This window comes from Paenibacillus sp. FSL P2-0121 (assembly GCF_037975345.1).
Classification (GTDB): Bacteria; Bacillota; Bacilli; order Paenibacillales; family Paenibacillaceae; genus Paenibacillus_AQ; species Paenibacillus_AQ odorifer.
The window spans coordinates 3452081-3474662 of record NZ_CP150245.1 but is presented as its reverse complement, the minus strand read 5'-3'; the positions used below and the strand labels follow the sequence as shown (position 1 = coordinate 3474662).

Here is a 22582-nt window from a genome sequence, read left to right as displayed (position 1 = left end):
CTAAATTTTAGGTGATACGCCAGTTAATCTTGTTTATTTCATTGCTTTTGCCAGCTCTGTGAAAATAACCCCAAGCGCATGAGCACCCGCATCTGGATAACCGATGCTGCGTTCCCCCACTGTGCCGGCTCTTCCCATACGGGCAACGATTTCTATAGTATTTTTAGAACCTTGGACAGCTGCTTCCGCTGCTTTATTTGCCGCCACTTTGATATCGTCGCCTTGTTCTGCACTTTGGGTCCAGGCATCTGCGAACGGTACAAGCGCATCAATCAATGTCTTGTCTCCGACGACAGCCCCTCTGCCAAAAGATCTTTCACCCGTATCTTGAATCCCTTTGACAACAGCCTGCATCATATCAGCAAACTCCTGAATGGTCAGCTCTTCCTTCTGCTGAACATTTTTACTCGCTGCGCGGAAGCCTGATCCCCAGATCGGTCCGGATGCTCCACCGCAATATTCCATAATGACCATGGAGCAGGCGTCAAGGAACTCACCGATATTAGTGAAATGATGAGCTAAAATATCTTCCCACTCGACTTTCAGCTGTTTAAAGCCCTTAGCTACACTCATCCCGAAATCGCCGTCTCCAGCGTGGGAGTCAAGCTCACAGAACGGAACTTCATTCTCGATAATAACCTGGCTCATTTGATCGAGCAGATAGACGATATTTTGCAAAGTAAACCGATTGTTCTTAATCACCGCTGCAGCAGCATCCGTATTATTCTTAAAGGATACATTGCTGTCTGCTTTCTCTTCTTGGATTACTTCAGTATAGTTCACAGGCTCAAAAGGGCCTTTAATCGACAAGGCTGGTGTATCACAAGGCGCAGATAACCATTTCTTCAGTGTCTCATCCAGCTTCATTATCGTCACCGATGCACCTGCCATGTCAATGCTGGTCATGTAGTTACCAACAAACACTTTAAACACTTGCTTATTCTTAGCGGTTAATTCGCGGATGACAGAATTGTTCAGCAAATATAACTCTTGCAGCGGGGTGCCGCCAAAACCATTAATTAATACGGCTACTTCCTCCTGCTTCTGATCATTCATTTGGAAGTTGTCTAGCAAAGAGGTAACCATTCGCTGTGCTAATTCATCTGCGGGTACAATTTTCTCCCTGCGTATTCCAGGTTCTCCATGGATGCCAACCCCGTATTCCATCTCGTTCTCTTCAATATGAAATGTCGGAGTACCTTTGGCAGGCACGGTACAAGAGGTATAGGCGAAGCCTATGCTGCGCACATGATCAATTGCATGTTGCGCCGCTTCTTTCACCTCCGCTAAGGATAATCCAGCTTCTGCTGCTGCTCCGGCTACCTTATGAACAAGCACTGTTCCGGCTACGCCTCTTCTCCCTACTGTATAAAGGCTGTCTTCAACGGCAATGTCGTCGTCTACTTTGACATAATCCACTTCGATGCCGTCTTCAGTTGCTAGATGGGCCGCATTTTTAAAGTTCATGATGTCACCGCTATAATTCTTGATAATAAGCAGCGAACCTTTGGTGCTGGCAGTGCGGCGAATCGCTTGATAAACCTGTATTTGGGATGGAGAAGCAAACACATCACCGCATACAGCTGCATCCAGCATCCCGGTTCCTACAAACCCGGCATGAGCCGGCTCATGCCCGCTTCCGCCACCACTGATCAGGGTAACTTTATCTTGATTGATCTCTTTCTTAGAAATCACTTTGAATTTAGGATCGAAATCCAGCTCGGGATGCGCCAAGACAAGCCCGTTACACATTTCCCTAACCAGAGTCTCCGGCTTGTTTATTATTTTTTTCATCTTAAAGCTCCTTACTTGATTTATATTGACGGCCTAATTGATCGGCTGCCATAATTGCTGATGCAACCGCATCCTCCGTAATTGGGAACGGCATCGAATGGATAGATTCCTCAGCAATGCAAGCTTTTTTAGCAACCTCAAGCAGTTCCTCATAGGTTACATGCTCAACACCAATATCCGCTAAGCATACTGGGAGGCCAATCGAAAGACAGAAGTCCAACACTTCTTTTAATTCAGTCCGGTCTGCATTTTCAAGAACCAATTGAGCAATCGTGCTGAAGGCAACCTTTTCACCATGATAATAATGATGAGTTCCTTCCAAAGCAGTTAACCCATTATGAATCGCATGAATCGCTGCCAAACCACCACTTTCAAACCCAAGACCCGATAAAAGAATATTCGTCTCAATTATATTCTCCAAAGCTGGGGTTACGATATTCAGATCGCAAGCTTGCTTCGCCTTGAATCCATTCTCAAGCAATGTCTCATAGCAGAGCTTCGCAAGTCCCAACGCTGTTACTGTTCCTTTAGCTTCACCGCAAACCCCTTCTCGAACTCCGCAAGGTAAACCTGCATTCACATTGGAGTAAGAATTTGCAGTAGCTCTTGCTTCAAAATAGGTTGAAAGTGCATCTCCCATACCTGCCACAAGAAATCTTGTAGGTGCATTGGCAATAACTGTTGTATCAATCATGACTACACTCGGGCTTTGCTTGAAATAAGCATAATCATCGAATTCACCTTCCGGTGTATAGAGCACCGCTGAGTGGCTTGTCGGAGCATCAGTTGCTGCTATCGTTGGAACGATAATCAGCGCTTCTCCTTCAGCTACACATTTTGCCGTATCAATCGCCTTACCTCCACCCAAGCCAATCGTACATGAACATTGATGTTCTTTGGCTAGCGCTTGTAATCTGGCGACTTCTTGTCTTGAGCATTCCCCGTGGAAGCCGCTTTCAACAAGAGTTATATTAAATTTCTGTTTAGTTGACTCCAGTTTGTCTTTCACACGTGTTACATCATCTGGATGGGCAATTAACAAAGCAGAATCACCAAATGTTTTTACGAAGTAACCTAAGTTCAATAATTCATTCTCACCTTGTACATATTTCGTCGGACTGATAAATGCTCTTCTCATTTTTCGTTCCTCCTCAGTTGTTTATAGTTATCATTATAGATTGCTCTAATTTAAGAAACATGAAACAATAAAAGCTTATTAAAGCGTTTTCTTATCGTATTTTTTTGTCATAATCGTGAAAAATCGAACTTTCATGTCATTGTGTTGAATTATTCTGTATAATGTTCATTAAGATTCTATAACTTACATAGGAGAATTTTGTGATGTCAAAATCCCGGTTCAATCTAGAAGAAATTATTGATTTGAAGAAATGGGAAAAGCTCCAGGATTCCTTATCTCTTGTAACCAAAATGGCTATTCTTACTGTTGATTACAAGGGTGTTCCCGTGACCAAGCACAGCTATTGCCAGCCATTCTGTCAAGGTGTGCGCCAGGACTCCCATCTCTCTCAATATTGTCAAAAATGTGATGCCCGCGCTGGGATTGAAGCGGTTCGCCAGAACAAACCGTTTATTTATTTATGTCATTTCAATATTATAGATATCGCGATTCCGATCATTATAGATAATCAATATCTAGGTGCAATTATGGCCGGACAGCTCAAGCTTCGTGAACCTGACGTGCCACAACTGGAGCAAATTGTCTCTCGCCCTCCGAATGTGGAGACGAACATGAAATTTAAAGCACTCAAAGAGGATTACCAGGCACTGCCTGTTTTATCCTACGATGAAGTAACAAAGTGTGTTGAGCTGCTGCTGCAGTTAAGTACCTATATCGTGGAGGAAGCCATTCAAAAGCATACTACTGTGGATTTGTACAAAAAGGTTCTGACCACCAATATAGAAGAACCCGCTTCTGCTGAAGCAATGGACGAGTCAGACCGTACGTATCGAAAAATCCAATCCATACAGCAGGAGTTATCCGGGGCCTTGATCGAGACCAAATTAAAGAATGGTGTACAAAAGTTCGTCTCAGTAAATTCTGTGCTTCAGCCTGCTTTTAATTACATTTATGCTCACAAAAATGAGAATTTCAGCCTCAAAGAGATGGCTAAGCTTTGTCATATCAGCCCCAGTTATTTCAGCCGTATTTTCACTAAAGAAACTGGAGAGAATTTCTCCATCTTCATTGCCAGACTCAAGATTGAATGGGCTAAGCAACTGCTGGAATCCACGGATTCCCCGATCAATCAAGTCAGTGATGATTTGGGCTTTTGCGACACGGGCTATTTCATTAAAACCTTCAAAAAATACGAGAACCTCACCCCGGCTGTATATCGGAATATGTATATGAGGCGATCAGCAAAAGAAACCCTCCGTTAATAAAATTAACGAAGGGTTAGTTTCTCATTCCCACCAATGCTTCATTTCACTAAATCCTACATCCCATAACTTCACATTCCCTTTAAGGATAAAGGTTATTTCTTTTACGGTAACTAATGCCGTATTGTTGAGTTCAGCTTGGGAACTATATTGTTCACTGGATTGAAGGATCATGTTACCATCAGCTATAATCATTAGTTCACTGCTAGAATTTTCATTTTGCGGGAATCCAAAGCTGAAATATAACCATACCTCTTTTTTATCACCCAAAGTATAGGTGTATTTTTTAATTTCTTCACCTTCACTGCTGTACAAATTCATTTTTGGTATTATATTTTCACCTGCGATAGTGAAACTGGGAAGATTATGCGTGATAGGCATGCTTCCCGTAAGCTTTTCCAACGTTTGTAATCCCTGCACAGGTCTTTCACTTTTCTTCAGAGTTAAATCAATGATCTCAGAGATTCCCATGATTCCAACCAATAGCACAACAACAGATAATGCCGAAGTAAAAAGTGATCTCCTGGTGATTTCCGGGGAAAATCCAATCTTATATGCACAAAATCCGATCATTGCCCCTAACGTATTGGAGATGACATCGGCTACATCAAAGGAACCCAAAAAAGTTAAAGCTTGAAGACTTTCCAGCATAAAAATTGTTAAGATAAACAAACAAATAAACTTCTTAAAATGTGTACGATACAGCAAAGGGAATAATACGCCAAAAGGAATAAAAGCAGCGATGTTCCCAAAGTCATAAACCCAAGAAAAGGATAGGTCAAAGAGATCAGGAAAAAGAAGCGGAACACTTTCTGGAATCAACATAAACGTATATTCATACTGGCTTGTTGCATGCTCTACTCTATTGAAAGCAAAAAACAAAAAATATAAGATCAACAGTGTATACAAAATAGTTCCTATAATAAGAATCTTTCGTAATTTCACTCCCATAATAACTTCACAATTCCCTCCATATGTCGATGGAAATAGTATATCTCTCCAAAGTGACATTCCCGTGACACTGAAGGTGACGATTTAGTCATTCAAAGCTTATATCGACAAAAAGTCATCCCCCTTAATTTAAGGTCGATGACTTTTGGTTACATAAATTATCTATTCGAGACTAGTTTCCAGTGCTGGCCAGCAGAACCTGTATTATTTGTTTGAATAATATTTGCTCCCTCTGTCGTCGAACCCTGATCTACTGCCAGAGCTTTTCCACTATTACGATTAATAATATTGTAAAAATCACCTGAGGACTCCAAAGTCCACTGCTGGTCATTCGATCCGTTATCATTCCATTGTACACTTTGAGCACCGTTAGCTAATGAACCTCCTAAAATGCCCAGGTTTTTACGACTATTAGTATTGACCAGCTTCGTATAGCCATCAGCTGTGCTGACTACAAACCAATTTTGGTCATGGGAAGAAATTCCGCTGGTCCACTGAACCGCCTTCCCTCCATCCGCCATCGAACCTTGATAGATACCCAACACTTTACCACTGTTCTCATTAACTAATCGATAACTGTCCACCATAATATGTCCTTCATCTGGAACTAACTCCCACAGCTGATCAGTGCTGCCTGCATCAGTCTGCTGTATAACTTGGGTACCCTCTTCAGTAGAACCCTGCGCTATACCTAACGTCTGACCACTGTTACGGTTAACAATCTTGTAGTAGTTACCAGAGGCTTGTAAAGTCCACTGCTGGTCATCGGAATGGTTTTCAGTCCATAATACGGCTTTAGCTCCTTCTGTTGTTGATCCTTCTAATATTCCGGCGACCTTTCCACTCTTTGCATTCACAATGGATTTGTAACCGTTAGGAGCATAACCACTTTCCGCTGTGGAAATGAGCCAATATTGATCCAAAGAATTAGTCCCGCTGCTCCATTGGACGAGCGGATTGCCATTCGCAGTTCCACCTTCCAATACACCTAAAGCCTTCCCACTCTTCACATTAATTAATTTGTAGTAACCTACGGACATATCGCCATATTTCACCGTGTTTTTCCCACTAAAAAATCCGGCTTGAGGGATAAATAAGCGGCCATTGCTAAGCGGCAGTAGTTGGCGGTTATACCCTGCATCTACGGGCGGATTATATGGAACCCAGCTTCCGGATGCATCCACTCTAGAAGAGTTGATCAGCACTTCTTTTTTTCCTGCAACGTTTAATACGAGTCTCCCATCTCCCAAAGCAGAAATATAGGGACTTCCTCCGTACCCTACAAGAGATCCTACTTCAGTTAGATTCCAGCTCTCAGGATCTGCTGAAATTTTCAAATAATTGGGCACGCCCGGGTATCCGACCATCTCATAGGTCATTGCGTAATTACCATTGCCCAGCTTAGCGATTGTAGGCATTCCTGGACGTAATTTACTGTCTGCAAATGCCACATCAACTACCACAGGTCCCCAGTTCGTACCCTCCAACGTAGTCTGATGAACTAACTTCTGGGCATGGGCAGGATCACGTTCATCTGAATAATAAACAATGAGTTTGTTGTTGTGAACCAAAAAGAAAGGCTCCCAAATGGGATCGTAACCAATATCGTTTCGTCCACCTTCAGCAATGGTGCTTACATATGTCCATATTCTACCTAAATCATTGCTTTTATATAATTCCAACTTGGTAGCTGCTTTGTTGCTTGGCACAGAATTTCCTGCAAGAAGCATAGTACCTGCAGGCATGTTACCTATAGATTGGGGGAGTTCAAACAATTCAGGGCAATTTAACATTCCCCAACCGTTTTGAGTATCCTCCACTTCTCCAACCTGATTCCAAGTGACACCATTGTCAACGCTTTCATAAATAGGGAAAACAGGGGTGGTATTAGAGGTTTGTTCAAATGTAGCATACATTTTATTATTGTTGATGCCACTATATTTAAGCTGGATTGCCCTAGGTGATAAAGCCCCATAGGATGGTGAATCTGCTGGTGGTACATATAAGACATTAGGACCGAAAGCGTTTACAATATTGCCGTCAAAGCTAATCCCTGTGCCAACCACTGTCACTAAAACCAACAAAAAAGACAAAACCTTCCTCAGTTCTCTTCTCAAAAGTAATTTCTCCTTTACTCTGGTTTTTTTAAACGAATACAGCTTCAATATAATTAATAAACGGATAAATGAGAATGTAATATCTCGACCGGATCATGCAATATGATTACACAAATAGACTCTCATCTTCGATTTCAAGTTTTGAAATTAGAAGAGGCAGATGAACAACCTTTGATAATCAAAAGTTGTTCATCTGCCTCTTAACTTGTTAGGAATCTACTTTTTCTTCTTGATGTGGTATCTTTTCATTGTGATAAAGGACGAATTCGTATTTATTCCCCGTTAGTTGATCATTATAAAATACAATTTTACGGTTCAGTATATCCAAGTTTTGTTGCAATGCCTTAATTTCTTGTTCCACTTGTTGCTTACGCTGTTCAAGTAAATTTTTCCGTTCAGGAATTGTCTCGTCCCCCATAGCCCGCCACTCGGTATATTGCTTCAATTCTGCCATCGTCATTCCTGAATCTTTTAAATGAAGCAAAAATTGAACCCAACCTATATCCTGATCTGTATATTCACGTAAATTATTGTCACTTCGATGTGGAGTAAGTAAGCCTTCCAATTCATAATATCTGAGTGTGCTCTTGTTAACACCGACGATTTCTGCAAATTCTCCAATGGAATAAGGCATGATCCCCACCTCCATTTCTAATTTTGTTTCTATTCAAAGGATATACTTAAATTAATAAAAAACCAAATGTCGGAGTATGAATCCATTTTTATGGCTTGCCTTAAAGTGTACTTTAAGGTCTATACTTCATTTTGAAGCAGTTAATCATCGATGAAAGGGATGTTCTTATATGGCTGAAAAACAAACAGCAGGACGAGACTTGTTAGGAGAATTCGCTCCGAAATTTGCTGAACTGAACGATGATATCTTATTCGGTGAAGTGTGGTCAAGAGAGAAAGAATTATCTGCACGTGACCGCAGCATGATTACAGTTTCAGCATTAATATCAGGAGGAAACTTTGAACAATTAACTCCACATCTGCATAAAGCAAAGGCAAACGGAGTCACAAAAGATGAAGTAGCGGAAATCATCACGCACCTTTCGTTTTATGTAGGGTGGCCTAAAGCATGGTCGGCATTTAATATTGCTAAAGAAATTTATAAAAATTAAACGAAAGAGGTTTTTATTATGGCTAATGAGCAACTAAGCAACAGTACTATCTTTCCACTCGGACAAAAGGTTGAAGCTAATTTTATAGGTGATGCATACTTGCAGATGATTTATACTGATGCGACACCTTTGAATGCGCCTATTGGGAACGTAACCTTTGCCCCGGGAGCTCGCAATAACTGGCACTTCCATAAAATCGGACAAGTATTATTAGTTACCGGTGGTGAGGGTTGGTATCAAGAAGAAGGCAAACCCGCTCAATTCCTCCAAAGCGGGGATGTTGTGAATATTCCAGCGAACGTAAAACATTGGCATGGTGCTACAAAAGACAGTTGGTTTGTCCACTTAGCCATTTCACCCGGAGAAACAGAATGGTTAGAACCTGTTGATGGTGAGCTTTATAATCAATTATAAAAAAACGCATCGAGTCTATAGACTCGATGCGTTTCTTTTCTATATCGTCTTTTTAAGAAAACTAAACTTTATTGCTCAAGAAATTGGTAAACTGCCATCATCTCTTGTTTATTCAACTCACGAATACGATTGAAAATTGGAATATCAGCAACAGCTTCAATATTTAAGCTTTCAGAAATAACGTCACTTACTTTACCCGTTAGCCAAGTTTGAACATCTATACCTTCAACGACTTCCTTACGTCCTTCATCATTGATTCCACTCGCATAACAACTCACACAGGGAATAGTTAATTTATATACACCATCATGAAGTCCATCTTCCGAGATAACTTTTTTTCCTTTACAGAATGGACAGGGATGGCTTGCTTTAACCTTATTAATTAAGGTGACGATTTTTTTGTAACCAAACGCTTCATAGACATAAGTCAGCTTTTTATATTTTCCATTAGTGAAATACTTATCTATGATATTTTCTCTTGTTTCGTGGATATTGGCAAAATCACAGATCGTAATCCGGTTTTTCATGCTGATGGTTTCGATACTGCCGCTAATGCTGTCCCAGAATGGCAGGGCATTTTGTAACACCATTTCATATTGCGCAAAACTTCCTAACTCTAGTTCAAGCATTTTTAGAGCGACTTGTGTTTCCCTAGGTAATAGAGAGACCTCTTCTGTCAAAACCATATCGCCGCCCACGATGGCTTTCATTTTTTCTAGTACCTGTAATTCGCCAACAGTACTAATAACTTGATCAAGGGGCATCCCAATAATCTCACGAATATCAGTGTCGCCGTATTTAAGCTTTTTATGATGATTTAATACCGTTCCTTGACAAATTGGACAGGTAATCATTTTTTTGGATGCTTTAATATGCTCTTTAATAATCGATTTCGAGATAACCATATAGTTCCCGATAATGGTATTAAAGCCATCCCAAGTTCTCGAGGCTTTAGCTGCTTTATCATAGAAGGACTTTTCCCAATACCCGTATAAAAAGGTGTGTTTTTCAGCTTCTGTCATCTCATTATAACTTTTGCTAATATCCTGTCCGAGCTCATTCTTTAACTCATCAAAGATGAATTTTATTTTTGGTAATTGATAGAATTTCAGAATCTCCATCGCATCTGGATGTAATGAACCGTCCCAAAAGGGTACGTTCTTGTCCTGAAGAACAATATCAAAGTCAAATTCTTCAATCACACGGCGGCCCTTACAGCTTGGACAATGATTGTCTGATTGATAGAAATCAAAGCTTTTTGTATCTTTATTAGTGGGATGCGCTGCCACAATATGGTTGATCAAGCCACCCATTTCATAAAGGAAAGTAAACTGACTATACAAGTGTCGTTCCAGATCAATGGCGATGACAGGCGCAATCGTATCCGATTCATATTCACCATAAATCAGGCGAGCCATGGAGGATAAGCTTTTTAAGATGCCACCTTTATAGATGTTCTCTGCATTTTTAAAATAGGGGATCTGACTTTCTTTTAAATAGTCAATTCCATTTTGTAGCTGGAGTGTTGAAGAAATGTGCGCAGGTGCCAAACTATCAGCAGGATTTTGTTGACGATAATAATCATCATGACTGAGAACATCAAGATGCTCCACAGGTGCAAGCTGTCTTTTGCCAAAATCAACGATAAAATCAGAGTTCTCTAACATATAAGAATTATGTTCAATCATGATTATGGAGACAGATTCATCCTGCAGAATGTCCCTAATGCTGTCAATGAATTGATTTAAAATATTTTGTGATAAACCTTTGGAAGGCTCGTCAAAAATAAAAAGTGTATGTGGATTTCTTGAGCCCGCAAACAGCTCAGAAACTAAATGGACACATTGAAATTCACCCGTGGATAAGGACTGTGTTTTTCGCTCCAACGTCAAATAACCAAGTCCAAGCTTGATCAATAAGCTTAGTCTTTTATGAGCAATGTCCTCATTTGGCAGTTCAACAATAATATCTTCAATCGAGCGCTCAAAAATATCATCAATATCCTCACTGTACTTTGTGAGTTTCCTTTTAATATCAAGAAAAGTGGCAACGGTCGAGCGACTGGTAATCGACTGATTTCGATCTTGCCCTACGATCACCAGCTTATCTTTGGAATAACGCTTTAGAAAATCTTTGACCATACATTCATTAACCAGTGTAGATTTACCACATCCGGACTCACCTGTAAAAGTTACCAGTCTATTTTGAGGAATCTGAATTTGGGCCATTTGAATATTACGACAATAAAGATCATGAAATTGATAATATTCTGCAGGTGCTGCCTGATTTAGTTCTCTATTGATGGGCTCAGGACGTGGTGATTCTTCAACAATTTTCCCGCCATATTTGCCACTGCCAGGTCCAAAGAACAAGTGTTTATCCGCTGTGTCCAGCACGGTGTCAGAATGGTCAATGAGCCAAATTTGATTTTTATATCCCAACTGTTTAATCTCCGCTAAAATCTTCAATAGGGTTTGGTGATCGAGACCCACGGAGATTTCATCAATGATAATCACGGTATTTTCACTTGTTGCCATGAATTCTGCCAAGTAAAGTCGTGTTAATTCTCCGCCTGATAATGTACCCATAATACGATTTAATGTTAAATAACCAATATTCATATTGATTATATTTTTCAGAATTTGTTGTTTACCTTCACTTATTTTTAGAATATCTGCCTGTGATAAAATGGTCTCTATACTTAAGTCGTTTAGATCAGAAATACTCTTTGCTTGATCCAATAATTCAATTTTATATTGTTCAGCTGCTTGATTATAGCGTTTCCCCTGACACTTTTTACACTCGACATTTTTTGTAGTTCCACGACCCTTACAATCAGGACACCAACCCAATTCATTATTAAATGAAAAAACCTCTGGAGAGAGATTATATTGCTCAGCAAGAGTGACACGGATTTCAGTAAACACACCTGTATGTGTGCCAATGGTTGACCGAGGATTTGAAGATATGGATGATCTACCAAGAAAAAGAACAAGTGGCATTGCTTCCATTTTGATCGCACTGAAATTAGTCTCCATAATATTGGGGAATAAATACTGGTATTCAGCTTTTGGCAGTAAGGAAACGAGACGTTTTTTTGATTCTTCCCCAATCGTTTGACAAAAAGTTGTTTTACCAGATCCAGACAAACCAGCAATTCCTAACGACTCATCAACTGGCAGTACCGTTTCTAATCTGTTAATATTGTTCGCAATTAATTGATTTATTTTCATAGTAAGCTCATCTCATCTCCATTCTCTTCATCTAGTATTGCCATGATTTATTCCATTAAAAAGGGCACTTTCCTTGTTCCAGAAAAGCGCCCTATTCTTGAAATTATAATTCTGCTAATACCTTTTCGAGCTGACCACCCATATTTGTCCAAGCATATTTAGCACCTTCGATGGCTCCTTGGCGGGCTTTCGTCTCTTCACTAAATCCTGATTGATCTAAATGGAGATTAACCTTCCCCTCTGAATCTTGACTCAAAGTCCAAGTAACAGTTGTACTTTCTCCCGCACTATTCCAAGTATAAGATAACGTATGCGGCTCATCCACGACGAGTACTTCGCTATCTACAATTCCATCCCACCATTCATTTGGCTCAGCACGGAATTGAAATTTATGACCAACGACGGGTTTAAAATCATTACTCCAGATCCATTTCGCAAGCGTATCCGAATCCGTTAAAGCATTCCATACCTTCTCGATCGAACTTGTAAATTGAAAATCTAATGATACATCTGGTTTCATAGTTATTCCTCCAATATAAGTTTTAATTTATCAATTCTTTGTTTCCAGAATCCTTCATAAAAAGATACCCAATCTTGAATTTCTTTCAAAGGATTGGCATTCAACCGATACCTCGTCTCTCTGCCAACCTTTCGAGCAATTACGAGACCAGCATCTTTAAGTATATTTAAATGCTTCGAAACGGCTGTACGACCCATTTCAAAATGAATCGTTATCTCATACAGAGGTAATTCATCAACATCAGCCAGAATTTGAAGAAGTTTTCGTCTTGTTGGATCCGCAACAGCGTCATAAACATCTCTCACTTGACTATTTTCGCTCACAACCACCCCCACCTTTTCCGTAATATTTCCTGTAATGTCACCTAGTATCCATCATTATTAATTAATAGGACACCATTTGGTGTCTGATTGATTATAAGACACCAAATGGTCACATGTCAACAATTCAGTAAAAAAAGCATTACCAAAAGCGAGTCCAGCATAGGACTGCTTTTGATAATGCCTCCAGATAAATCATTTCGTTGTACGCTTTAATAATTAATCTAATTGTTCTCCATTAGTAGCGATAACATTTTTGTACCAATAAAATGATTTTTTCTTTATACGACGTTTTGTACCTCTGCCCATATCATCTTGGTCCACATAAATGTAACCATAACGTTTGGACATTTGATTTGTTCCTGCACTCACCATATCTATGCAACCCCAGCTTGTGTAGCCCATTACATCTACACCATCTGCAATGGCTTCTTTTATTTGCTTAATATGTTCTTTTAAATAATCAATTCGGTAATCATCCTCTATAACATCGCCTTCTTGTAATACGTCTAAGGCACCTAGGCCATTCTCTGCAACAAGTACCGGCTTTTGATAGAGGTCATACAATTGGTTTATTGCAGTTCGTAAACCCTTAGGATCAATCTGCCAACCCCAATCACTCGATGGTAAATAAGGATTTTTCACTCCGCCTGTAAGCAAATTCCCTTCTGCGCCTTCTATCTTTTCTGGATGTGCACTGACTGCACCAGACATATAGTAGCTAAACGATACATAATCCACTGGATAGTCTTTCATGATTTGTTCATCCTCGGGCTCTGTTTTCAGAACTATATTTTTTTCTGCAAACATTCGAGCGGTATAAGCCGGATAGTAACCTCTCGCTTGTACATCAGTAAAGAATAAAGAGGTACGTTGTTTATCAACTGTGGCTTGAACGTCGTCAGGATCACAGCTATAAGGAACAAGAAGTTGATAACTAACCATACATCCAACCATTGCTTGAGGATTACTTTCTTTACAGGCTTTGGTTGCAAGTGCACTTGCGACAAATTGATGATGCGCTCCTTGAAACATTGCTTGTTCAATATTCGGATGATTTTCTTCGATAACCCCTAGACTTACATATTGGTGGTGTACTACACAGTTAATTTCATTAAAAGTCATCCAATATTTCACTTTATGCTTGTATCTTTCAGCTACAGTGGTTGCATAGCGAACAAAGAAATCTATAACTTTCCGGTTCACCCAACCTCCATACTTAGTTGTTAGATGAAGTGGCATTTCATAATGGGATAAAGTAACAATAGGCTCAATTCCATATTTGTTCAATTCATCAAACACACGATCATAAAATGCAAGACCTTCTTCATTAGGGATTAATTCATCCCCATTTGGAAAAATACGAGTCCAAGCAATGGACATACGGAAGGCTTTAAAACCCATTTCGGCCAATAAAGCAATATCTTCTTTATAGTGGTGATAAAAATCCACCCCATGTCTTTTGGGATAATACTTTTCACTTGCGGGATCTTGTGCTTCTTCTATTTGTTTATGAGTCATGAGGTGCCACTGGTCAGACCAGTTTTTTTTAGGGGTGTTTTCGTCAAAAATATATACATCTGCTAGAGAAAGCCCTTTACCGCCAACATTACTTGCTCCTTCTAGTTGATTGGCAGCTGCTGCTCCTCCCCATAAAAAGTTTTCTGGAAATGTCGTTTTCAATTCAAACATGTGTAAACCCTCCTTGTTGTTAAATAAAACATATGCTATGGATTAAACCTGTTGGATAAGGGCATCTTGTTCTTCTTTATATTTTTGATTATCCATTATTCTAAAGAACGGATAGTAAATAATAAACGCTACTGCAAACAGTACAATTTGTAAGATCATTCCCGAGATACTACCTGTCATCAAATATCCGCCGATAATTAATGGCATTGTTCCCGGAGGCAGTACACCTATTGGCAACGCTACTAATCCAAAATCCATGGAGAGATAGGTTATCAAAACAGTAACAATCGGTGTTATAAGAAATGGGATTAACATCATTGGGTTTAATACGATAGGCATCCCAAAGATTAACGGCTCATTGATATTAAATAGTCCTGGTCCAATCGTCAATCGACCCATTTGTTTCAGCTGTTTGCTCTTCGCAAAGAATAACATAGCAATCGTTAGTCCTAGAGTTGCACCAGATCCACCGATAAAGATAAGATATCTGAATTCTGCTGTAACAATATTATGGACGGGTGAACCCGCTGCGTAGGCTGCAGCATTTTCTGAGGTCAATTGCAACCAGATAGGCAACATGACAGAACCTACAATGGTGGAACCATGTAATCCGATTGCCCATAATAGGTTGATTAACAAGAACACAACAATTGTTCCCGCTAAGCTTGTTCCAACAGTGGTTAATGGTTGTTGAAGAAGCTTGGCAACAATGGTATGCACGTTATCAAAACCAGTAAAGTTCTCAACAAGTAGGCGAACTCCCCAGACACTCACGATAACAAAGAAACCAGGAATAATCGCTGTAAAGGATTTAGCAACTGTTGGCGGCACACCATCCGGCATTTTAATAACTATATTTTTTTGTACGATTCTGCGATATATTTCTGTTGCGAAGATTGCGGTTAACAATCCTACAAATAAACCTTGACTCGAAAAATAATTCACGTTCATTGCTTTTGTGACAACATCATCTACTGTGAAAGAAGTTGATGGAGTGACTACAAAATATGAACATAATGCCACAGCCCCTGAAGAAAGCGGATCCACTTTATAGCTCTCTGCTAGTCTGTATCCCACGGCAAATGTTGCAACTAATGCGACAAGGTTAAATGTACCATTGTACGGATATAGTAAGGCTGTTTTGATATTTGGATGGGCGACCAAGAAATCTAAATAGGCTGGAATTGGCAGGTTTGCTAAGATTAAAAAAATGGAACCGATAATAATAAACGGGATAGTTAAAACCATTGCATCGCGAAGCGCTTGTAAATGCCGCTGACCAGAGATTTTACCTGCAACTGGCATTACCTTATCTTCTAAAAATTTCGTTATTTTATCCATAGTTTCTTGCACGCTCCCGAAGAAGTATTTTCTTATTGCGATGCCACTTCTTTTTGATCCTATTTTGAAAGCTTATAAAGTTCAATGATTTCCGTAACAAGTAAAGAAATGGTCTCTACACTCATTAGTTGGTCTTCCGCATGCATAAGGATCAGTGAGAATTGAAGCTGTTCGCCATTTGCTTCTCTTTTGATTAATGATTTATGCATTTTATGACCTTCTCTAAAAAATTGCTTTGATTCTTCTAATTTTTCTTGTGCCTCTTTAAATTCTCCCTCTTTGGCTGCGTAAAGCGCCTCCATTACTAAGCTTTTAGCTGCGCCTACATTACTGATAATGTTAAAAGCCACAGTATAGTATTCCTCTTTCACTTCATCTACCATTTCTCTCTACTCCTCTCTTATCTCTATTTACTTTCAATTAATTGCAAGGCTTGTTCAAGTACTTTTTCACCGTTCATCATTCCGTAATTCAACATATCAATAGCTTCTATAGGAATGTTTTTATCTGCTAATCTTGTTTCTAATTGCTTTTTCATATATTTCACCTGAGGTCCTAACAATAAGACATCAACCTTTTTCTCTTGCAAAGTAATATCAATTTCAGATGCTGATTTAGCAAAAACATCGACATCCAACCCTTTTTCTTCAACAACCTTCTGCATTTTTGTTACTAAAAGGCTTGTACTCATTCCTGCTGAACACACTAACATAATTGTATTCATATTGACTTCCCCCTAAAATTATCATTTATTGAACACCTTTAGTGTAAACTTAAATCGCTTTCTTTTTAAGCTAACCTTTTTCCAAATCAACAGGAAACGGTTACATTGCAAATAGTAAGGCAGTACCTAATTTCTCACTCACTCTAGTTTAGTAATTGTATAATTTCTTCCACAGAGTCCTTAGCAAGGATCTGCACAACAATCTCTTTATCCTCTATCAATGATCCTAGCTTTTTATACATTTTATCTAGGTCGACATTGTTTCCTTCTTTAATGTTTAATAAACAAATTAATTGCACCATTTGCTTATCATTCCAACGAATAGGACGTTTTAACGTACAGATTGTCCAAAAGGTTTCCGAGGTAACAGGAATTGAAGGATGTGGAACAGCGACAAGATTTCCAAAACTAGTGGGTGCATAGGACTCTCTTTCAACTACTAAGGATTCATAATGCTCTGGTACAAGTCCTTGTTTTGTTAGCTCATTGCTTAAAAAATGAATCACACTTTCCTTTGTGGTAAATTCTTTTTTCACGAATACTCTAGATGCGTCAAGGTAAGAATGAGTTTCTGCCACCTGTTCTGAAGACAGTAAGACGTCCTTGATTCTTTTGAGGTCTTTAGCTTCTAGAAAGGTATTTACAACATAGACGGGAATACCTATATCTTCATTGATCGGAACTGTACTGATAATAAAATCAATCGAGGAGAGGTCCGTTTCTGCTAATTTGTAAAAACTAATTGTGTCTACAATCTGCAATAGATTCTCAAATGAATTGATCAATCGGTAATAAAGTAATTTGGCACTTCCAACACCAGACGCACATACAAGAATAACTCGTTTTATTTTTTTGTTTTTATTTTTCATTCTTTCTAAAGCAACCCCAATGTGCAAAGCAATGTAAGCAACCTCATGTTCTCCAACTTCTGAATCCAAATAGTAGTTAATACATTTACTCGCAATAAGTGCTCCTTCGAATGCGGCTGGAAAACTCGTCTTAATATCATTTAACAGAGGATTTCTAAAATTCATGTTGTATCTTAATCTATTCATCGCAGGCCTAATGTGAAGGGTCAGGGCTTGAATAAATTCATGGTCATGGCCAAAATCCCAATTCAACTCAGTTTGTAAACTTTTTAAAATACAGCTGACAATGGAGTCCACTTCATCGAACTTACTGTACTCCGTTAGATTTTCTTTCGGCAGCAATTTTGTTCCAACCAAATGGATGATAATATAATTAATCTCTGAATCGGAAAAGAGCAGATCTGTGAAATCTTCAATGTCTTTAACAATTTCATGGGCAACAATTTTTTCAAAAGGATACTCTTCCATAAGATTTACCGACGGTTGTTCGATTAAAAATCCCTCTTCGATACGTTTACAAGCTATTATTAAGTGAATAGCGAGGTTTTCCAAGGAAATATCTGAAATCTCAATTTTGTATTTATTTACTTTGCCGATGATTATTTCTTTGATTTTCGTGTATACCTCTTTGTCAAACAAAGTAAAGTTATCGAAAGTTGGATCGGAGTTTTCTTCTCTTTTGTATAAAAAATTAGACAAACATATTCGTTTCTTAAATTCATCGCCCTCTATAAACAGGCCATAATGAGGCCGATTAACTAAATTCAGGTTGTATTTTTCCAGTATCTTACGCACTTCTTTTAGATCGTTTTGGATTGTCGATTTAGATACAAACATCTCATCTTCAATAGTGGCCAACTTGATATACTTATTTTCTAATAAAAACCGACTCAACAAATAAAGAACCCTATTATCTTGTTCAGAAAAGTCTACTGTAGAAGGATTGATTTTATCATTAGTTAACTCATTTAATTTTTGAGAAAATATATCTTTATCGAAGACTCTTACAACGAAGCCCTTCCCACGAATTAACTCTATTTTTAGTCCTACTATGGCGGATATATTTTGTAACTCTTTCAAATCATTACGGATCGTTCGATCGCTAACATTCAGTTCTTTAGCAATCCATGCAGCTGTGACAGGTTGATTGGAATTAATTAAGTATAAAAGTATTTCTTTTTGCCGTTTTGAAAACAATTGTATCCCTCTTTCTTAACCAGAGTATGAATATGAGCTAATATTAACTGAAGCATACATTTACATACATTTGCTCATTTTTTTATATCGGTTACAATATCACTTCCTAAGAAAATTTGATAGTGTTCTTACAGTAACATACGAAACAGGCGTCCTCATTTAAGAAGACACCTGTTTAAATTTCAGCTTCGTTTGACGAGTCATGACAAGAAATTTGCGGGTTAACTCAACTTCTGCTGCAGTATAATTGCTAGCTCTTCCGCTGAATCCCACACAATAGGACGAATATCCTTAAGCTGTACAAAAAGTTTATCCACCTCAATACTGTTTACGGTCCATAATACGGGTATGTTTAAACCAAGTGCATATCCCGCTGAAAAATACACCTCTGGGGATTGCCCCGTTAAATCTGCGATAATCAGTTTGCTTTCTGCGATTTGATCCAACTCGTATTTTTCGCCGTTTTGAGTTTTCGTATGTGTTAATAAGCGCGGCAGGAAACCACACTGCTCTATTTTGGGCAATAACTTCTCCAACCATGTTGTAGACAAATTTTCTTCATCCGACACGAGCACGAGACAAGGTTTTAGTTTTTTACCTCCAGCGCTTTCCGCAGCTTCATTCCAGCCGGTTTCAGTAAGCTTAAAGGTCATGCCTTCCCTGATCAGAAGCTGATCACTTATCAACTTGTCTATGATGTATACCAGCTCTTGCAGATTGGGAGAATACGTCAAGTTATAGCTGCTAGAGAGGGGTTGAATGACAACCGCTTCCCCCGGGCCTTCAGAATGTCTATATAAATATTGCAGTAGACGGTTTCCTTTATCTTCAATGCTCACAGGTATTTTGGGTGAATTTACAATGGACTCTAAATCATCAGCAGATATAGTGATCTTTTCATCACAATCAGTCAGCTCACGTATGTAAGCAGATACTACATGAAGCATGTCGCGTTTCTTTTGATGCGGGAGCGAATTAATGGGTTCGTAGCTGTCTCTACGTAGACTATAAAACCCGCCTGGTGAACAAGAACAGCCTATATATCTATCGTTATCGCCTTCTGGTTCAATGGAAACAATCTCATCACAGAACAAACAGTGTTTCTTAATCATGACAACTCTTCACCTCTTATTAAGTGTTAGCCTCTACCTTACCAAGATTTTTTTGAAAAGTAGACAAGAAGATATTTCCTGTAGCAGGTTATCCCAAGGCGTAAACGTATTATTTCGAGGCTCGAATGTAGATTTTATTCAATAAAAAACCGACATAATCATCAGCTAAAAAACTGAATCTTAGGTCGGTTAATATAGGCTTGGAGCCGGCATTTAGGATTGTGATAAACCTTCTATAACTTTATCAATATTCCATTTGATCATCTTAATGTATGTGTCGCCCTCTTCGCCTTTCTTAGCTAAAGAATCGGTGAAAATCTTAGAGTGTATCGGTACTCCCGTTTCATTTGCGATAGTTTCCATTGTTTTTGGATTTACGCTAGTTTCCAGAAATAATGCAGGCACTTGATTTTCATCAATGATCTTAATTATGTTTTTCATTTGTTCAGGCGTTCCTTGACTATCCGTATTGATCTCCCAGATAAAAGCTGATTCAAATCCGTAAGCTTTGGAAAAATATTTGAATGCTCCTTCGCTGGTAACAAGGATACGTTTCTCTTGTGGAATTTTTTCGACTGCTTCTTTTGCATATTGATCCAATTCATTCAGTTTCTTAACATATTCCGATTGATTATTAAGATAAAATTCTTTGTTGTCGGGATCCTTTTCGATTACACGTTTTGTGATGATATCTACATATTTTATTGAATTCTGAATATCCAGCCAGGCATGAGGATCTATCTGTGTTTCTTTTCCTTTTTCTGTTAGGTACATTGGAGATACTTCATCTGAGACCGCAAAAGCAACATCCTTTTTATTAGTCACATCTAGAAGATCTTGAAACCACCCCTTACCTGTTTCTAGGTTCAAACCGTTATAAAACACTAAATCTGCGCTAGAAACCTTACTTGTATCCTTGGGTAATGGATCGTACATATGCGGATCTGTTCCGATGGGTACCATACTGTAAACTTCAGCTTTCTCCCCTACAATGTTTTCGGTCATATCAGCGATAATGGAGTATGTTGCAACAATCTGCAGCTTATCATGGTCTGCATCTCCTTCACTAATCTTTGAGCATGCGGTAAGAAGTACGATAAACATTGTCAAAGAGAGTATTTTTATGGTCTTCATCCTTGTTTCAACCCTTTCCTGAAAAAATTATTTTTGGGTGAGATTATAAATGAAATTCCGAACATGCTTACGCCGACCAGAACAATAGTGGCACTTGTAGGTAAATTGAATTTAAAGCTTACAATTACACCTATAATCCCGGATACAGCGCCGATTGTAGAAGCCAGGATAATCATGTGGAACAGCTTATTCGTCCAGAGATAGGATGTAGCAGCCGGTATAACCAGCATTGCAATCACAAGCACAATTCCTACTTGAGATAACGAAGATACGGTAACCACAGATAGGAGCATCATCAATAAATAATGATAGAACCCTGTTTTTAACCCATAGGCTTTGGAAACAACCGGATCAAACGAACTCATTAAAAGCTCTTTATACAGCAATGAAATGATGGCAATAACAACAATCATAATAATAAAGGATTGCATTAACTCCGACTGTGGGACGGCCAGAATATTACCAAACAGAATGTGAGTTAGATCAAGCCCGCTTTTGGCAAAAGTAATTAGGACGATACCTAGCGCAAAAAATGAGCTGAGAATAATGCCGATAGAGGTGTCACTTTTAATATTGCTGCGACTTGTAATAAATTGAATGAGAACCGCTGCTAATAGTCCAAATAGTGAAGCTCCAAGAAGAATGTTGATTCCTAAGATATAAGATAACGCCACCCCGGGTAACACCGCATGTGATAACGCATCTCCCATTAATGACATCTTTCTAAGTACAATAAAGCTTCCTAAAACCCCTGATACAATTCCAAGAATGATAGCAGATAATCCCGCGTTAAGTGCATATATCGGAATGTTTAATACTCCTGAGAAATAATCAATCATGATCTGTCGCCCCCATCCCTTTGATCACCAGATTACCTAAGGAGGCACCATAGGCGCTGAGGATATTCTCTGGCGTAAAGGTGTCTTTAACGTCACCAAAAGCAATTAATTTCTTATTGAGAATGATGACTTTGTCAAAATATTCTTCGACCTCATGCAAATCGTGATGAACGATGAGTATGGTTTTTCCTTCTTCGCGAAGTTGTTTTAGCAGCTTTACAATGATTTTCTCACTGACTAAATCTATGCCTACAAAAGGTTCATCTAAAAAAAATACATTTGCTTGTTGTGCAAGTGCCCTGGCGATAAAAACTCTTTGGAGTTGTCCCCCGGACAGATTGCTGATTTGTTTATTCGCAAGATCACTTATATCCACCATCGCCATACATTCCTCGACTCTTTGCCGCTCTGTTTTTCCGGGACGCTGGAAGATTCGCAAATTAGGGTAAGTTCCAGTCAGCACTGTATCCCTTACCGTGATTGGAAAAGAAAGATCAATGTCATTCTTTTGCGGCACATATGCGATCTTCCGTTTGTACTCAGAAACATCTTTTCCCTCCACCATAACTGATCCTGTTCTCTTCTTTATCACCTCTAACAATGACTTGATGAATGTAGATTTTCCCGCACCATTTGGTCCGATAATTCCGATTGTATACCCAAAGGGGATATCAATATTTACATTTTCTAGTGCAGAATTACCGAAATAATCTACGTTTAGGTTTCTGATTTCAATCATAAAAAAACTCCTTATCTCTGTTAAGTTCATATGTAGCACTGTTCTGTTCATCCTGTTAATTT

20 protein-coding genes are annotated in these 22582 nt (G+C 38.9%); 3 read left to right on the top strand and 17 right to left on the bottom strand.

From position 1 onward, the window contains the following. Positions 1-33: 33 nt before the first annotated feature. Both dhaK and MKY54_RS15435 read right to left on the bottom strand, forming a co-directional pair. Positions 34-1794, bottom strand: a complete 1761-nt coding sequence (gene dhaK, locus MKY54_RS15440) for a dihydroxyacetone kinase subunit DhaK (RefSeq protein WP_339191078.1) — start codon at positions 1792-1794, stop codon at positions 34-36. A gap of 1 nt (position 1795) precedes the next feature. Beyond that, positions 1796-2932 (bottom strand): glycerol dehydrogenase, encoded by a 1137-nt coding sequence (locus MKY54_RS15435; protein ID WP_076280637.1) that lies wholly within the window; start codon positions 2930-2932, stop codon positions 1796-1798. Positions 2933-3135: 203 nt separating this feature from the next. On the opposite strand from MKY54_RS15435, the gene MKY54_RS15430 reads away from it, so the two are divergent. Next, entirely contained in the window at positions 3136-4194 is a 1059-nt protein-coding gene (locus tag MKY54_RS15430) for a PocR ligand-binding domain-containing protein (protein WP_076217596.1), read from the top strand. A gap of 24 nt (positions 4195-4218) precedes the next feature. Here the strand turns inward: MKY54_RS15430 and MKY54_RS15425 are convergent, their stop codons facing one another. The 3 genes from MKY54_RS15425 to MKY54_RS15415 all read right to left on the bottom strand — a co-directional run bounded on the left by MKY54_RS15425 (position 4219) and on the right by MKY54_RS15415 (position 7896). Then, complete coding sequence (locus tag MKY54_RS15425; RefSeq protein WP_076280638.1) at positions 4219-5145, bottom strand: VanZ family protein; 927 nt, start codon at positions 5143-5145, stop codon at positions 4219-4221. A 158-nt stretch (positions 5146-5303) separates the two neighbouring features. Then, positions 5304-7262 carry an RICIN domain-containing protein gene (locus MKY54_RS15420; protein WP_076280639.1) on the bottom strand — a complete coding sequence of 653 codons (1959 nt, stop codon included), beginning with the start codon at positions 7260-7262 and terminating at the stop codon, positions 5304-5306. Positions 7263-7470: 208 nt separating this feature from the next. Next, positions 7471-7896 (bottom strand): MerR family transcriptional regulator, encoded by a 426-nt coding sequence (locus MKY54_RS15415; RefSeq protein WP_076276522.1) that lies wholly within the window; start codon positions 7894-7896, stop codon positions 7471-7473. A 169-nt stretch (positions 7897-8065) separates the two neighbouring features. On the opposite strand from MKY54_RS15415, the gene MKY54_RS15410 reads away from it, so the two are divergent. Beyond that, entirely contained in the window at positions 8066-8386 is a 321-nt protein-coding gene (locus tag MKY54_RS15410; protein WP_076276521.1) for a carboxymuconolactone decarboxylase family protein, read from the top strand. Positions 8387-8404: 18 nt separating this feature from the next. Beyond that, positions 8405-8800 (top strand): cupin domain-containing protein, encoded by a 396-nt coding sequence (locus MKY54_RS15405; RefSeq protein WP_076217591.1) that lies wholly within the window; start codon positions 8405-8407, stop codon positions 8798-8800. Between the two features lie 68 nt (positions 8801-8868). Here the strand turns inward: MKY54_RS15405 and MKY54_RS15400 are convergent, their stop codons facing one another. The 12 genes from MKY54_RS15400 to MKY54_RS15345 all read right to left on the bottom strand — a co-directional run bounded on the left by MKY54_RS15400 (position 8869) and on the right by MKY54_RS15345 (position 22517). Continuing rightward, a complete protein-coding gene (locus tag MKY54_RS15400; protein WP_076280640.1) occupies positions 8869-12033 on the bottom strand; it encodes an ATP-binding cassette domain-containing protein in 3165 nt (1054 codons plus the stop codon). 103 nt (positions 12034-12136) lie between these two features. Then, positions 12137-12553 carry an SRPBCC domain-containing protein gene (locus MKY54_RS15395; protein WP_076125634.1) on the bottom strand — a complete coding sequence of 139 codons (417 nt, stop codon included), beginning with the start codon at positions 12551-12553 and terminating at the stop codon, positions 12137-12139. 2 nt (positions 12554-12555) lie between these two features. After that, a complete protein-coding gene (locus MKY54_RS15390) occupies positions 12556-12876 on the bottom strand; it encodes a metalloregulator ArsR/SmtB family transcription factor (RefSeq protein WP_339191074.1) in 321 nt (106 codons plus the stop codon). Between the two features lie 216 nt (positions 12877-13092). Further along, positions 13093-14565 (bottom strand): 6-phospho-beta-glucosidase, encoded by a 1473-nt coding sequence (ascB, locus tag MKY54_RS15385; RefSeq protein WP_076278465.1) that lies wholly within the window; start codon positions 14563-14565, stop codon positions 13093-13095. A 42-nt stretch (positions 14566-14607) separates the two neighbouring features. Continuing rightward, positions 14608-15906, bottom strand: a complete 1299-nt coding sequence (gene celB, locus MKY54_RS15380) for a PTS cellobiose transporter subunit IIC (RefSeq protein WP_038571015.1) — start codon at positions 15904-15906, stop codon at positions 14608-14610. 59 nt (positions 15907-15965) lie between these two features. Beyond that, entirely contained in the window at positions 15966-16289 is a 324-nt protein-coding gene (locus MKY54_RS15375) for a PTS lactose/cellobiose transporter subunit IIA (RefSeq protein WP_051490993.1), read from the bottom strand. Between the two features lie 23 nt (positions 16290-16312). After that, positions 16313-16630 carry a PTS sugar transporter subunit IIB gene (locus MKY54_RS15370; RefSeq protein WP_036677859.1) on the bottom strand — a complete coding sequence of 106 codons (318 nt, stop codon included), beginning with the start codon at positions 16628-16630 and terminating at the stop codon, positions 16313-16315. A gap of 143 nt (positions 16631-16773) precedes the next feature. Further along, positions 16774-18696, bottom strand: a complete 1923-nt coding sequence (locus tag MKY54_RS15365; RefSeq protein ID WP_339191072.1) for a BglG family transcription antiterminator — start codon at positions 18694-18696, stop codon at positions 16774-16776. Between the two features lie 221 nt (positions 18697-18917). Beyond that, positions 18918-19808 carry a hypothetical protein gene (locus MKY54_RS15360; protein ID WP_339191071.1) on the bottom strand — a complete coding sequence of 297 codons (891 nt, stop codon included), beginning with the start codon at positions 19806-19808 and terminating at the stop codon, positions 18918-18920. A gap of 213 nt (positions 19809-20021) precedes the next feature. After that, on the bottom strand, positions 20022-20942 hold the full coding sequence (locus MKY54_RS15355; RefSeq protein ID WP_076306448.1) for a zinc ABC transporter substrate-binding protein: 921 nt from the start codon (positions 20940-20942) through the stop codon (positions 20022-20024). Further along, a complete protein-coding gene (locus tag MKY54_RS15350; protein ID WP_036677866.1) occupies positions 20939-21781 on the bottom strand; it encodes a metal ABC transporter permease in 843 nt (280 codons plus the stop codon). The genes MKY54_RS15355 and MKY54_RS15350 overlap by 4 nt, the downstream gene beginning before the upstream one ends. After that, the gene (locus MKY54_RS15345) at positions 21774-22517 is read right to left on the bottom strand and encodes a metal ABC transporter ATP-binding protein (RefSeq protein WP_303047199.1); all 744 of its coding nucleotides are present in this window, start codon (positions 22515-22517) and stop codon (positions 21774-21776) included. The genes MKY54_RS15350 and MKY54_RS15345 overlap by 8 nt, the downstream gene beginning before the upstream one ends. Between the last annotated feature and the right edge of the window lie 65 nt (positions 22518-22582).

What these genes read in the sequence shown, in the direction of transcription:
- dhaK (WP_339191078.1), bottom strand. Translation starts at nt 1,794, where the DNA reads ATGAAAAAAATAATAAACAAGCCGGAGACTCTGGTTAGGGAAATGTGT.
- MKY54_RS15435 (WP_076280637.1), bottom strand. Translation starts at nt 2,932, where the DNA reads ATGAGAAGAGCATTTATCAGTCCGACGAAATATGTACAAGGTGAGAAT.
- MKY54_RS15430 (WP_076217596.1), top strand. Translation starts at nt 3,136, where the DNA reads ATGTCAAAATCCCGGTTCAATCTAGAAGAAATTATTGATTTGAAGAAA.
- MKY54_RS15425 (WP_076280638.1), bottom strand. Translation starts at nt 5,145, where the DNA reads ATGGGAGTGAAATTACGAAAGATTCTTATTATAGGAACTATTTTGTAT.
- MKY54_RS15415 (WP_076276522.1), bottom strand. Translation starts at nt 7,896, where the DNA reads ATGCCTTATTCCATTGGAGAATTTGCAGAAATCGTCGGTGTTAACAAG.
- MKY54_RS15410 (WP_076276521.1), top strand. Translation starts at nt 8,066, where the DNA reads ATGGCTGAAAAACAAACAGCAGGACGAGACTTGTTAGGAGAATTCGCT.
- MKY54_RS15405 (WP_076217591.1), top strand. Translation starts at nt 8,405, where the DNA reads ATGGCTAATGAGCAACTAAGCAACAGTACTATCTTTCCACTCGGACAA.
- MKY54_RS15400 (WP_076280640.1), bottom strand. Translation starts at nt 12,033, where the DNA reads ATGAAAATAAATCAATTAATTGCGAACAATATTAACAGATTAGAAACG.
- MKY54_RS15395 (WP_076125634.1), bottom strand. Translation starts at nt 12,553, where the DNA reads ATGAAACCAGATGTATCATTAGATTTTCAATTTACAAGTTCGATCGAG.
- ascB (WP_076278465.1), bottom strand. Translation starts at nt 14,565, where the DNA reads ATGTTTGAATTGAAAACGACATTTCCAGAAAACTTTTTATGGGGAGGA.
- celB (WP_038571015.1), bottom strand. Translation starts at nt 15,906, where the DNA reads ATGGATAAAATAACGAAATTTTTAGAAGATAAGGTAATGCCAGTTGCA.
- MKY54_RS15375 (WP_051490993.1), bottom strand. Translation starts at nt 16,289, where the DNA reads ATGGTAGATGAAGTGAAAGAGGAATACTATACTGTGGCTTTTAACATT.
- MKY54_RS15370 (WP_036677859.1), bottom strand. Translation starts at nt 16,630, where the DNA reads ATGAATACAATTATGTTAGTGTGTTCAGCAGGAATGAGTACAAGCCTT.
- MKY54_RS15360 (WP_339191071.1), bottom strand. Translation starts at nt 19,808, where the DNA reads ATGATTAAGAAACACTGTTTGTTCTGTGATGAGATTGTTTCCATTGAA.
- MKY54_RS15355 (WP_076306448.1), bottom strand. Translation starts at nt 20,942, where the DNA reads ATGAAGACCATAAAAATACTCTCTTTGACAATGTTTATCGTACTTCTT.
- MKY54_RS15350 (WP_036677866.1), bottom strand. Translation starts at nt 21,781, where the DNA reads ATGATTGATTATTTCTCAGGAGTATTAAACATTCCGATATATGCACTT.